This is a genomic window from Catenovulum sp. 2E275, from assembly GCF_025515275.1.
Classification (GTDB): Bacteria; Pseudomonadota; Gammaproteobacteria; order Enterobacterales; family Alteromonadaceae; genus Catenovulum.
This window is the reverse complement of record NZ_JAOPFU010000071.1, coordinates 1-13,016: the sequence shown is the minus strand read 5'-3', so window position 1 is coordinate 13,016 and position 13,016 is coordinate 1. Positions and strand designations below refer to the sequence as shown.

At 37.6% G+C, this 13,016-nt stretch carries 13 protein-coding genes; 5 read left to right on the top strand and 8 right to left on the bottom strand.

The window, feature by feature from the left end; all coding sequences use genetic code 11:
* Window positions 1–190: 190 nt before the first annotated feature.
* From N7931_RS18425 to N7931_RS18405, 5 genes are all read right to left on the bottom strand, one after another.
* The gene (locus tag N7931_RS18425) at window positions 191–2,170 is read right to left on the bottom strand and encodes an ATP-dependent DNA helicase RecQ (protein WP_262795814.1); all 1,980 of its coding nucleotides are present in this window, start codon (window positions 2,168–2,170) and stop codon (window positions 191–193) included.
* Between the two features lie 75 nt (window positions 2,171–2,245).
* Window positions 2,246–3,349, bottom strand: coding sequence for a GGDEF domain-containing protein (locus tag N7931_RS18420; RefSeq protein WP_262795813.1), 1,104 nt, complete (start codon window positions 3,347–3,349; stop codon window positions 2,246–2,248).
* Window positions 3,346–4,500 carry a GGDEF domain-containing protein gene (locus N7931_RS18415; RefSeq protein WP_262795812.1) on the bottom strand — a complete coding sequence of 385 codons (1,155 nt, stop codon included), beginning with the start codon at window positions 4,498–4,500 and terminating at the stop codon, window positions 3,346–3,348. Before N7931_RS18415 ends, N7931_RS18420 begins: the two co-directional genes overlap by 4 nt.
* Before the next feature lie 49 nt (window positions 4,501–4,549).
* On the bottom strand, window positions 4,550–6,124 hold the full coding sequence (locus N7931_RS18410; RefSeq protein ID WP_262795811.1) for a hypothetical protein: 1,575 nt from the start codon (window positions 6,122–6,124) through the stop codon (window positions 4,550–4,552).
* Window positions 6,125–6,360: 236 nt separating this feature from the next.
* Window positions 6,361–7,104: a hypothetical protein gene (locus N7931_RS18405; RefSeq protein WP_262795810.1), complete on the bottom strand. Its 744-nt coding sequence runs from the start codon at window positions 7,102–7,104 to the stop codon at window positions 6,361–6,363.
* Between the two features lie 159 nt (window positions 7,105–7,263).
* Between N7931_RS18405 and N7931_RS18400 the strand changes: the two genes are divergently transcribed.
* Complete coding sequence (locus N7931_RS18400) at window positions 7,264–8,175, top strand: Dyp-type peroxidase (RefSeq protein WP_262795809.1); 912 nt, start codon at window positions 7,264–7,266, stop codon at window positions 8,173–8,175.
* Here N7931_RS18400 and N7931_RS18395 read toward each other — a convergent pair.
* Genes N7931_RS18395 through coaBC form a run of 3 tightly spaced genes read right to left on the bottom strand, consistent with a single transcriptional unit; the run spans window position 8,172 to window position 10,949 of the window.
* On the bottom strand, window positions 8,172–9,167 hold the full coding sequence (locus tag N7931_RS18395) for a WD40 repeat domain-containing protein (RefSeq protein ID WP_262795808.1): 996 nt from the start codon (window positions 9,165–9,167) through the stop codon (window positions 8,172–8,174). The two genes, N7931_RS18400 and N7931_RS18395, sit on opposite strands and share 4 nt — an antisense overlap.
* Window positions 9,131–9,718, bottom strand: coding sequence for a nucleoid occlusion factor SlmA (gene slmA / locus N7931_RS18390; protein WP_262795807.1), 588 nt, complete (start codon window positions 9,716–9,718; stop codon window positions 9,131–9,133). Before slmA ends, N7931_RS18395 begins: the two co-directional genes overlap by 37 nt.
* A gap of 28 nt (window positions 9,719–9,746) precedes the next feature.
* Entirely contained in the window at window positions 9,747–10,949 is a 1,203-nt protein-coding gene (coaBC, locus tag N7931_RS18385; RefSeq protein WP_262795806.1) for a bifunctional phosphopantothenoylcysteine decarboxylase/phosphopantothenate--cysteine ligase CoaBC, read from the bottom strand.
* Between the two features lie 98 nt (window positions 10,950–11,047).
* Here coaBC and radC point away from each other — a divergent pair, with 98 nt between their 5' ends.
* The 4 genes from radC to N7931_RS18365 all read left to right on the top strand — a co-directional run bounded on the left by radC (window position 11,048) and on the right by N7931_RS18365 (window position 12,865).
* Window positions 11,048–11,722 (top strand): RadC family protein, encoded by a 675-nt coding sequence (radC, locus tag N7931_RS18380; protein WP_262795805.1) that lies wholly within the window; start codon window positions 11,048–11,050, stop codon window positions 11,720–11,722.
* A 145-nt stretch (window positions 11,723–11,867) separates the two neighbouring features.
* Entirely contained in the window at window positions 11,868–12,104 is a 237-nt protein-coding gene (gene rpmB, locus N7931_RS18375) for a 50S ribosomal protein L28 (RefSeq protein ID WP_262795804.1), read from the top strand.
* A 12-nt stretch (window positions 12,105–12,116) separates the two neighbouring features.
* Window positions 12,117–12,272 carry a 50S ribosomal protein L33 gene (rpmG, locus tag N7931_RS18370; RefSeq protein WP_262795803.1) on the top strand — a complete coding sequence of 52 codons (156 nt, stop codon included), beginning with the start codon at window positions 12,117–12,119 and terminating at the stop codon, window positions 12,270–12,272.
* 101 nt (window positions 12,273–12,373) lie between these two features.
* Window positions 12,374–12,865 carry a hypothetical protein gene (locus tag N7931_RS18365; protein ID WP_262795802.1) on the top strand — a complete coding sequence of 164 codons (492 nt, stop codon included), beginning with the start codon at window positions 12,374–12,376 and terminating at the stop codon, window positions 12,863–12,865.
* Window positions 12,866–13,016: the final 151 nt, after the last annotated feature.

The following is a 13,016-nucleotide window of genomic DNA, read 5'->3' as shown; positions in this document are numbered from 1 at the left end:
AATCAGCCTGTTATATAGTTATAGAATAAATATTAGATCGTGCACTATTAAATTCGATTGTTGGGATTCGCTTCGCTCGACCCAACCTACGAAAACTGAATGATAGCTCACATTAAACCGTTTTAACTTGCAAAGCCAACACCCAATCAATAATTAATATCTTCAAACGTCAGTTACGCGCTTATTTGACCTACGTTAATTCTTTTAATTTATTTAAGATGTCGGCGAAGCGGTGAGCTTCGCATAGGCCAAAACCTTTTACATTAGCTTTAACTCGGGTGCGGGCAAATAATGGGGTGCTAATACCCGTTAAAAAGCGGCAGATAGATTCGTCTGACACAGTTTCGCCTTTTTCATCAAGGTAAGCGTTTAAGTTTTGAACCGTATCTGTGATTTGCTGATCGTCCGGCCAATTTTTTTGCTGTGAATAATTGAGTTTGGCTACTTGCCCCTGACAAACTGAACAATGGCCGCAGCTTTGTGGTGCATCAGCCTGTTTAAAATAAGTATCACCAAAATACGCCGCCAAATTAGCACTTAAACATTTATCCAATTCAAAAAAGCGAATTAAGGTTGCAATACGTGCTATTTCTTTTTGTTCTTTATCAATAAAGTAGCTGTGTAGTTGTTCAGCCAGTTGCGGTTGATTAAGCGCATTTAAGTTGAGTTGATAAACCTCTGTCATTAAACGGGTTTGCAGCTCAATTAACCCTTGTTCAGTTAAATAATCCAGCGCGGCAATTATCCGGTCTCTTTGATTGGGTAAAACCGTTTGCAATGCTTCAAAATTAACCACACCCCATGTTTTTTTAAATTCAGTTGCGTTAAAAATCTGACTTAAAAACGCCTGACGATCTGGGTTAAATCGAGCAAGAATATCCGCTTGCTCAGCCAACAATTTAATTTTGTATTCAGCAAAATAGCTATACAAGGGTTTTAATACTCCCTGTAGTTCAAGCTGAACTAGTAAAGTTTTTAACGGGAGCTGGCGAATATTGGTTTGATTGGATAGCTCATAAATATGCATATCCCAAAGCGTATCCATACCTTTTGGATAGGCCTGCTCTTTTAATTGCGAGATAAAAATTTCAATTCCGCTTAGCTCTGGCGTATCGCCATAAACAAAATTTTCGAGCGTAGTTAAACTATCTAAATTGGCCAGTGTAATACAGTCTGAGTTTTGTCCATCTCGTCCGGCGCGGCCAATTTCCTGACTATAATTTTCAATTGATTTAGGTAAATCGTAGTGAATAACAAAGCGGATATTCGCTTTGTCTACGCCCATGCCAAACGCAATGGTCGCAACCACAACATCAATTTTGTTAGTCATATAATCAAGCTGAATTTGCGCTCGTTTGTCATTATCCATCCCTGCGTGATAAGCCTGAGCATTAATTTGCCTACTTTGTAAAAACTCAGCAATTTGTTCTGCACTATGCTGCAAGGTGACATAGATAATACCGGCTTGCTGCTGCTCTATTTTTGGCTGAAGAATCGTTAATAATTGTTGTTTTTTATCCCGCTCAGCAATGGCCATTACCTGTAAATTTAAGTTGGAGCGATAAAAACCAGTTTGCACTATATGCTCTGGTTTAATCGAAAACTTTTGTGCCATATCCAACTTAACTTTGTTGGTGGCTGTAGCCGTTAATAATAACGTCAGTGGGATATTTAGCTCAGTTTTATATTGCGGCAGTTTTAAATAATCAGGCCTAAAGTTATGCCCCCACTCAGAAATACAGTGCGCTTCATCAACCACCAGCATAGAAATGGGAACAGATTCAATTAAACGGCGAAATCTTTCATTTTTAAAGCGCTCAACTGAAACCATTAATATTTTGATTTTATTAGCTTTAACATCTGCCATAATCTGCTGATATTGCTCAGCTGTTAAAGTAGAATCTAAACTGGCTGCGGCTATGCCTTTGGCGGTTAAAAAATCGAGCTGATCTTTCATTAATGCCAACAAAGGGGATACCACTAAGGTTAAATTAGGCAGGTGTAAAGCCGTTAATTGATAACATAGGGATTTACCCGAACCAGTTGGGAAAACGGCTAATGAGGACTCTCCGGCTAATAAATTGGCAATCACCTCGTTTTGTCCACTTCTTAGCTGATCAAATCCAAATACCTGTTTTAAGCTGTTTGCCACTTGTGGTGGTAACTGCATTATTTTGCCCCTAAATTTGCGTTGTATTTTGATTAATACGTTGTAATTAAACCAAGTTGAGTGCGGTTATAAAAATTATTGATTAAGCGCGGCTAAATCTTCGGCTGTGGCGATACTGGTTTGGTTGCGGCCATTATGTTTGCTTTGATAAAGCGCATGATCCGCAAGCTTAATGGTATTATCTAGCCCCAACTTTTCATCATACTGAGCTAAACCAAAACTCATTGTTATATTATGTGGCGGGTTGCATAGCGTTACTTTTATATCATCCGCTATTTTTTGTCTGACTAGCTCAATTTTTTGCTGCGCATTATCAATTTGAGTTGAGGGTAAAACAATTAAAAACTCTTCACCGCCCCAACGGCAAACTATATCGGTCTGACGAAATGCTTGTTTAAATAAATTAGCTACATCAACCAGTACATTGTCACCCTCTTCGTGACCAAACTTATCGTTTACCTTTTTAAAAAAGTCGATATCAGCTATCGCAATACATAATTCATTACGCCCGCGCTCTGCTAATTTGGTGAGTTTTTTAAGCTCATTATTGGTATACCTGCGGTTATATAAGTCGGTTAATTCATCTTTATTCGCTAGATATTTTAACTGCTCTTCCTGATCTTTAGTATATTGTACAACTTTAATTAAAATAGCAGAGAGCGGTAAAACAGCTAAAACAATATTAATAAAGTGCAAGTATGGCTGTATTTCAGGATAAGGATATTGAAATTCTGTGCTTTTGAATACTACATATAAGCTAGCAAAACTAATAGTGATAATAGCGTTATAAAGCATTGATAAGCTTGGTTTAAATAGTGAATGGAATACAATTAAAGTTGATACCGTAAATAAATAAAATTGAAACCCACTATTTAAACCGAGTTGGGATACTAAAATGATTGCATGACAAAATATCAGCCAGCCTATTATATGAATAGCTAATTTATGTTGTCCTTTATGGTTAAATATAATAGCCAAAATCCAAAAAATAGAACTGATGAAATTAAGCTTTGCTAGCCATAATGCACCTAGTAATAAAAATAAAATAATAAGAGTTAAATGGATAGTTAAGCCGATTAAGCTAATCCATGAAAAAGTAAAAAAGCGTCTAATATCACTTTCAGCCACAGAGCTGGGAAGGTGTTTAAAGTTAAACTGTTTAAAAAAACGTATATTCATTGTTCTACTCTTTTACCGGATAAAGATAACTTATCTTCTGAGTCTGCGGATTTTGAGTATGGGTTGACCTTCTCATAACTTAAATGATTGGCTACTGTAACTCGATTGCGCCCATTTTTTTTACTTTGGTATAGCGCATCATCTGCCAGCTTAATTGTTTTGTCTAATCCAAGACTTGCATGATATTCACTCACACCAAAACTCATACTTATAGTGTAGGGCTGAACCGGTAATGTTTTAATGTTAGTCGTGATCTTTTTACGTATATCGTCCAATTTTTTTTGGGCTTCATGTAAAGAGGTTGCTGGTAATATAATTAAAAACTCCTCTCCTCCCCAACGACAAATAAGATCTGCCTGTCGAAAATTATTAGCCAATAAATCAGCTATTGCGATTAAAACTCTATCACCTTCTTCATGCCCAAATTGATCATTAACCATTTTAAAATAGTCTACATCAGCAAGTGCAATTATAAGTGGTGTTTTATTCCTATGATTAGCTGCAATCAGGTAATTTAAAGCATTCCTAGCAAACCTTCGGTTATATAGATTGGTAAGTTCATCTTTATCAGCTAAGTGCCTTAACCTAGTTTCTTGCTTTAAGGTTAGTTTAAGTGTCATCAATAAAGTGATAGATAAAGGCAAGTTAGCAATGAAAATATTAATAAAATGGACATACGGAAACCATTTTTCTACTCCTTGATTGTATAAGGTATGTTCCGGTAAATAGTATAAGCTGGCAAATATGGAAATGATCATTAAGTTATAACCAATAGATAGTAACGGCTTAAATCTTGCGAAAATAATAACAAGCGCTGCAATTGATAATAGATAAAACTGGAAGCCAGTTTCTAGCCCTAGATAATAAACAGCTGCAACAGAATGAAAAACAACTTCAAAGGTAATTAAATGAATAGCAAGATCATGCTTACCCTTTTTATTTGTTATAAAAGCACTAGTCCATATAAAAACGCTTAATATGTTTAGAACGGTAAGAGGTGTTATATTTAGTAAGTAAAATATAAATAAAAGAGATAAATGGACACATAAGCCAAACAAGCTGACTAAAGCAAGTATGTAATAACGGCGATAGTTCTCTTCTTCCACGTTTTCAGGCTTAGTATGGAAGTTTGTTTGAAAAGTGAAACCCACTGGCATCCTTTGAATTAAGCTTGAGTTACCTTTCTATATTAGCTTAGATTTATTCGGATGTGTCGTAATCTAAAGGTTTAAACAGTTCATTATACTTTATTGTGCCATCTTTTTTCCAAAAGTTGACTGCCGGCACTTGTACTTCCCACAATTCACTTGCATTCCAAATAAATCCATTTGGAAAACGTGTTTTAAAATAATCGCTTTCGTAATGGCAGTTTGCTCTACTAATTTCAAAATATAAATTACTGGGGCTACTTATAACCACTTCTGTTTGGCATAAGAATTGAAGTTGTCTACGAGTAATTTGTTTACAAATAGGTTCATCTGGGTTTTGTGGATATAAAGAAGAGACAATCCCTCGTTCTATTTCTCCAGTTTCCTGTTGTATAAAATATATACCACTCCCCAATGGAAACCTGCCAACCATACAGTTAAACAAATGGATATATTCAGGGTGGTAAATATTATCCTGAGCACCTTGTTCTAAAGTATCAAATGCGGTGTAAATCTGTTTATAATCAAACTCGGGTTTGGTTGACAAAATAATTGATGTATACACCATTGGGATACGTAATAAATCTCCCAGAGGATCTTGTATTTGGCTGAGCTTAGACTGAATATCTAAAATAAATTGGACTTTTTCAGCTTCGGTTTGAATAAATTCAGCTCTTGCTTCTTTAGTATCAAAACGGGTTGCGGGTATACCAATTCCAATTTTTATAAAGTCAGCTGTTTTTTCTCGATTTAATTTAAGTAAAGACTCTCTTTCATCAGGAGAAAGCATCCGATATCTATCATTCCCAAATAACGCTTCGACTTCAGGGCTATAAGTTCCAATGGATTGCAACAAGCAAGCTTTTGCTAATGGCTTTAAAATTTCTTCACGATAAGCAATTTTAATCTCTATAGGCATCACATTTGGTTTTTGCTCTTCTTCGTGCTTATCAACCATTAGATTGAACGGGTTTTCTGGTGGGAATATTTCTTGAAGCTTTTTAGCCAAGTATGGGTGGATTTGCTCTGCATTATGCTTGGTTCTAATTTCTTCAAATAAGGCAATTGCTAATGCTGTAATAAAAATGGGCTTGTTTTTTTCATTACGAACATGGCGAACCTTTTCTTCTGGAGAAGGGACAGATAATGCAATCGTTCCTAAAAATTGACTGAAAATACGCTGCCCATCTAATAAGTCTAATATTTGATCAACTAAATGATCTAAGTTTTGATAACGCTCTGCCTGTAAAACTAAGATCTTTCTTTCAAAAGCACGAAAATCATTTAAAGCTTTATCATAAAAATGATAAAGCTTTCTTAAATAGCGCTCCGTTGAGGGTTGGTTTTTAATTTTGGGGTATTTTCCTTTTTCTTTGCGGTAATTTTCAATTAAATCAATTTGCTCCTGATACGCCTTAATCGCTTTTTTATACTTGGCTTTTGCTGTTAATTGTTCTTGATATTCAGCAAAGAAAGTTTTAGCCATTCCGACTTGTTTAGAATAGTCCTGACGAAATTTAGCTATACGTTTTGAAATAGCACTCGCCATAGGAGGAATTGTAGATAAGCTTTTGCCTGACAACAGCTGAGCTTTTTTTAATTGATTTATATGATGTTCAAGCAACATTATTTGGTATCGAAAAATTATGTTATTTTTAGTTACAAAGGCTTTTACTAAAAGCGACTAGTAGAATGCACAATATTTATCTGCGTTTGTATATCAAATGCGTTTTTGATTAATTATTTGAAAAAACAATATATGAGTATTGGTAACAAACATATTGTTATAATAATGTAGTCAAAAGCCTTAATGGACTCTAATTTAACAGATAATAATTAAGTATGGTAAATAATCCTAAAAAATTACCAAATTAAAACTGCTTTAATCGAAAAGCGGTCTAAATCACCATCAAAATGATAATAATTTGCTTGTGTAGGACTGGCTTTTATAAACTCAAGTTGGCGGGTTTGATATTCAGCTAATAATGTCCAATGACGACTAGCCCTAAAGTTAATACCTAAACTCGCTGAATGATTGTCAGAGTTAATTCCCGCATTTCCTTTTAAATGCATAACCCAGTATTTAGTAAATGGAATATCTAATTGTAACCCAGCCATTGGAGAAAACTCAGAGGTAGAAATTTTTTGCCCGCTCATACCATTTATTACAGGTCTAAAATTTTGTTTCTGATATTGTGCCCCTAATAAAGCGTACAAGCGTATATTATTATTCACTTCAAAAATATTATGACCTACAAAAAGGTTGGCATTAAAACCCGTTAAGCGATAGCTAAGTTCGTTAGACCGTTCATCTTCTAGCGAATATTGAGAAATGGAATATTCGATTAACCATTTATGGTTGGTGGAGTAGCCTTCAGCTGAAAATAAGCTATCAAGTTGCTGGCTAGATGATTCAGATGAAAATTCAGTATCAATTTGACTATTTTGTTGACCGTTTGTATCTTCAAAGCTAATTTCTGCTTGTGATGAGTATTGATGAAAACCAAATCCTAATCCATGATGCCAGCCAAACGCATTTGCTGAGGAAATATGATAAAAACTTAATCCTGTCAGCAGTAGGCTCGAATTGATTCGGTTTAATAGCATTTTTTCTTGGCCTTGAAGAATTTACAATCAGAGTTAACTAAATTATACATAATTTTCAGGATAGCTCTATGTCGATTTGGTTAAATTTTTATTTTGTTTGAATGTTAATTTGAATAAAACTGTTTTTAATTATACTTTTTGATTTTAAGGTGTTGTTTTATGGCGAAATTTCAGCGTGGAGTTTTAGCTGAAGCAAATCTGCACAGTTTGTACTTGCTGTTTAAATTACAAGCTGGTTTTGAAGATAAAATAAGAAAAATTTTAGCTGAGTTTCAACTCACGATAGAAAAATTCTCTCAAGACTTTTCTGAATCAGAGCTGACTGCTTTTGCCGCAATAGGTTCTGAATATTGGTTCACTTTATATGGTAGCCACAAACCAGAACAACTAACTGACTTCCCAAACTTTAAATCTGGCAATCATATTGCGCCAGTAACACCTTACGATTTATTTATTCAAATTCGCTCCGACCGAGTAGATGTAAATCATCTCGTCGGCACTCACCTTTGTTTATTATTTGGCGACTCGGTACATTTACAAGAACAAGTAAAAGGTTTCAGATATTTAGATGGCCGTGATTTTACCGGCTTTATTGAGGGTGGAGATAACCCACATGGCGTGAAGCGCCAGCAAGTTGCTTTGGTGAGTGAATACCAAGACCCAGATTTTGCTGGTGGCAGTTATATCCATATTCAAAGATACCGCCATTTATTAAGTAGTTGGAATGAGCTAAGCCTTGCAGAGCAAGAAAAAATTATTGGCAGGTCAAAAACAAATAATCAGCTCTTAGCCGATCAAGAACCGTCATCTCATTATAAAACTACTCATTTATTTGACGAGTATAACCAGCCAATAGAGTATTTAAATCAAAGCATGCCGTATGGCACGATGAAAATGCAGGGCTTATTTGCGATTGCTTGTTGCCATACGCCAATTGCGTTTGAGCAAATTTTAGCCAGCAGGCTGGGGGTTGAATCGGAATATTTTGATCGGCTGTTAAACTACACCAGAGCCGAAACCGGCGCAGCTTTTTTTGCGCCATCAGTCGATTTTTTAAAGTATTCGGCTTAGAAGCTAAGCTCCCATGTTTGCAATGCTCCAAAACTGGTTTCAGCACTGAGTAGTTTATCGTTTTCGCTAAATGCAAAGTCGAGCACAGTGGCAGCAAAATGATCGGCATCAAAAGGCCACTCGGCAATTAACTCCCCAGATTCAACCGACCAAATTTTTATTTTTTGGTTAGGTGCACCTGTGGCTAATAATTTTCCGTTATTAGAAAATTTAACTGCGGTAAAAATCTGCTGGCGGGCAATATAATTTAACTGGCTGTAGCGCTTGCCGGTGGTTAAATCCCAAATCCAAGATTCATTAGTACTATTGGCGGTAAAGGCAAATCTGGCTTGATTATCTAAGCTTAATTGGCTAATTCGTCCGTTATGATTAAATTCAAATCGGCTTTGTGCCGTTTGTGTATCCCATAAAATCGCTTTTCCTGCATAATCACCGGATAAGATATAGCGGCCGTTGGCCGACATTTCGAGCGCACTGATTCTGTCCTGATGGGACAAGTATTCTATTCTGCGACCGGTTTGCATATCGATATGCAATATTTTGCCATTCAGTAAGCCCAAAGCAACAAAATGACCCTGTTTACTCACTGCCGCGGTTACGATATTGGCATCATCTATTTTGTAATAACCTTTATTTGCCCCTGTGTTGATATTCCACAACGCAAAACTTTGTTTATCTGCGGTTAATACAAGTTGATTATCAAAACTGATTTTAACAATGCCAACCTGATTTGTCTGGTTAGGCTCATGTTGCCATAAATATTTAGGCAGGCCGGTTTTAATATCCCAAAACCGCACCCCCTGATTTGAGCTTACCGCAGCAAATTGACCATACACAGATAAATCTGCGGCGTACGCCCCATTATCGGTATGAGTCTGGTACAACACTTCATTTACTGGCTGATCATTGCAAGCCAATAACAAAAAGCTCAGACAATAACTTGCACTAAGCCGAGTTACTGCTGAAAAATTGAAGTTTGAAAAATTTGCCATTGCTGAGCTAAATGGGTTGATGGTTTATGCTGAAAATCAGAACGAACATATTGTCTGATTTGGCCTTCAAGCCAACTGGTTATCTGGTTTGCAATCACTAATTCGGCAAACGGCAGATCTTTACCTTCGCGCATTGGGCGCTCACGTAAAACTTGTTTAAGTTGAGTTTCAATCCTGTCAAATAAATTATTCACCCGGGTGCGTAATCTAATTTGCTCGCCCATTAATGCCTCACCACTTAATAATCTGGAAATGCCCGGATTACGTTCGGCAAATAATAAAACGAGTTGTGAAATTTTAAGGCAGCGTCCAGCCGATTGTTTATCATCTTCTAAAATTTTATTAATTCGACTGAATAAAGTATCTTCGACAAAATCCAATAAACCTTCAAACATTCTGGCTTTGCTTGGAAAATGGCGATATAAAGCCGCCTCTGTCACCCCAACGGCTTTAGCTAGACGCGCTGTCGTGATCCGCTCCCCCGGATTCGTTTCCAGCATATTGGCTAAAGCTTCTAAAATTTCCTGTTTTCTGTTACCGCGTTTTTGCATTGTCGTATCTTTCTTAGGTTAGTTATTATTAGACTTGTTGAGTATAGTGTTTAGCTATCAGTTGTAGCAATTTTACTGCCAGCTCTTTTTTATCTGTCGCCGGAAAACTCTGTTCCTGATCTTGCCAGTAAACTGTTACCGCATTTTGATCGCTGTTAAACCCAATTTGCTGATTAGATACATCATTAGCAATAATCATATCTAAATTTTTACGTTGCATTTTATCTTTAGCGTAATGAGCTACATCTTGCGTTTCAGCTGCAAAGCCAATGCAAAATGGCTTTTCTAGCTGTTGGGCAATGCTGGCTAAAATATCTGGGTTTTTGGTAAGTTGCAGGTTTAACTGATGTTGTGTCTTTTTAATTTTTTGTTCAGCTACATCAGCAACTTGATAATCGGCAACCGCCGCACAGGCAATAAAAATATCGCTTTGATGAGCAACTTGCTGACAGGCTTCAAGCATTTGTTTAGCGCTTTTAACCGCAATAAGTTCGCAATTAACCGGTTTTTCAAGCGCGGTAGGCCCACTCACTAAAGTGACCAGTGCACCCAATTGCATTGCAGCACTAGCTAAAGCATAACCCATTTTGCCTGAACTGTGATTAGAAATATAACGCACCGGGTCAATCGCTTCTTGGGTAGGCCCTGCGGTTATTAATAACTTTTTACCTTGTAAAACCTGAGGTAAAAAGAATGCCGGTAAATGCTCAATAATCTGGTTAGGCTCAAGCATTCGCCCAGCCCCCACATCACCACAAGCTTGCTCACCTACACCCGGACCAATAATAAAACGACCATCTTTTTTTAGTTGCTCAATATTACGTTGTGTTGCTGGTGCTGCCCACATTTGTTGGTTCATTGCAGGTGAAACCACAGTAGGCGCGGCACTTGCCAAGCATAAGGTAGTTAATAAATCATTTGCCATGCCCTGAGCTAAACGGGCAATTAAATCTGCACTAGCTGGCGTAATTAAAATTAAATCCGCCCACTTGGCTAATTCAATATGCCCCATTGCCGCTTCAGCAGCCGGATCAAGCAAATCATCACTCACCGGATGACCAGAAACTGCCTGCATGGTTAATGGAGTGATAAAAGCTTTCGCTGCGGGGGTCATAACGACCCGAACCTGCGCACCTTGCTCAACTAACCGCCGAGTTAACTCTGCGCATTTATAGGCTGCAATGCCACCGGATATGCCCAGCAATATTTTTTTATTTTGCAATAAGCTCATAATCTTAGGCTCAAAATAGGGTTATTTTGCGATTAAACCGCAGTTTACTATACTTTTTTAAAATGTGCTTGGGATCACAAGTTAATCAGGAAGATAAGATGAGTATAAAAGACTGGCCTGCAACAGAGCGCCCGCGTGAAAAGCTGCTGGCTAAAGGCGCACAAGCATTAACCGATGCAGAATTACTGGCGATTTTTTTACGCACCGGCGTGACAGGCTGTAGCGCAGTACAGCTTGCTCAGCAATTATTAAGTGAGTTTGGCAGTTTACGTAAATTATTAGCGGCCGATCTCACTCAGTTTTGCTCAGCTAAAGGTTTAGGTGCTGCAAAGTTTACTCAACTACAAGCTTGCCTTGAAATGAGTAAACGCTATTTAGCAGAGGTACTAAAAAAAGGCGATGCGTTAACCTCGGTTGCAGCCTGCCGCGAATTTTTAAAAGCGCATTTGCGCGATCAACCACACGAGATATTCGCCTGTTTATTTTTAGATAACCAGCATAGAGTAATTGAGTTTGCACCTTTGTTTTACGGCACAATAGACGGCGCATCGGTTTACCCCAGAGTTGTTGTCGAAAAGTGCTTAGCTAAACAAGCTGCTGCGGTGATTTTTGCCCACAATCATCCCTCTGGTATTGCCGAACCAAGTCAGGCGGATAAAGCCATTACCGAGCGCTTAAAACAAGCTTTAGCTTTGGTTGATATTCGGGTGTTAGATCACTTTATAGTGGGTGATGGCGAGGTGCTTTCTTTTGCCGAACACGGATTGTTGTAAAAAACAGCAATTTTTAATCCAAAAACAAGAAAAAGATTGACTCAATAGCCTGTCTCATGTATAAAATGCGCCCTCTTGAATCAGGGTACGCAAACAATTTTTTCTTGAGTCAGCAAGCTCAGGATTAAGTATTGGAGACACAGCAATGTCTAGAGTATGCCAAGTAACTGGTAAAAAGCCTGTAGTCGGTAACCACCGTTCACACGCTAACAACGCTACTAAGCGTCGTTTTTTACCAAACTTACAATCGCACCGTTTTTGGGTAGCGAGTGAGAACCGTTTTGTTAAACTGCGTGTATCCACAAAAGGTATGCGTATCATTGACAAAAAAGGTATTGATACAGTATTAGCAGATATCCGTGCAAACGGTATCAAAATATAAGGAAGCCTGAATATGCGCGATAAGATCCGATTGGTTTCTAGTGCCGGTACTGGTTTTTTCTACACTACCGACAAAAACAAAAAGAACATGCCTGGCAAATTTGAAATCAAAAAATTTGATCCAGTAGTTCGTAAACACGTTATCTTCAAAGAAGCTAAAATCAAGTAAGCTTTTTTAGAAAACTGTTTTGAAAAACCCGGCTATGCCGGGTTTTTTTATACCTGTATTTTGCTACATTAACCAATATCACTTTTTTATGAGTTAACAGTATGCTTAGTTTAAGCCGCAGAGGTTGGAATAATGTTCTGATATTTTCGACCTTGTTTATGATCTTTTTATTTAATGGATTGCACCATAAGCTGCTGGATAATACCGACAAATCAATGATCAAAAAAAACCTGCTACCCGCAACAGAACTCATATTAACTTTAGATTTGCCTGGCATATCAATTGAACGGGTTGGCCGAGGTTGGCGCAGTGTGCCGGAAAAAAACTTATCAACGGAGCAGCTTCAGCAAATTATGGTTAACTGGCAGTCGCTTGAAGTTAAAACCCTAATGCCAGATCAAAGCCAGCCATTTACCAACCAGCAGCCGGATAAAGTAGCCGTATTTTGGTTTGCAGGGCAAACACAAGGGTTTGTAGTGCAGTGGTTTCAATTAAATGAGCGCACGCTAGTAAATACCCCAAATGGCTGGTTTGAGCTGCTTAATATAGAAAATAAGCAGCTATTTATACCCGTGCTATCTCAAGATGCTTGATTTCAGCCGGAGAAAAAAATGCATGAGACAAAACAAATTGTTGTAGGTATAGTCATTCTACATCAAAACAATTTGGCGCAGTATCAGGCATTTTTAGCCCGGCCCTTCGGGAGCTTCACAGCGCTTCCACTACTGCATCATATTGGTTTGA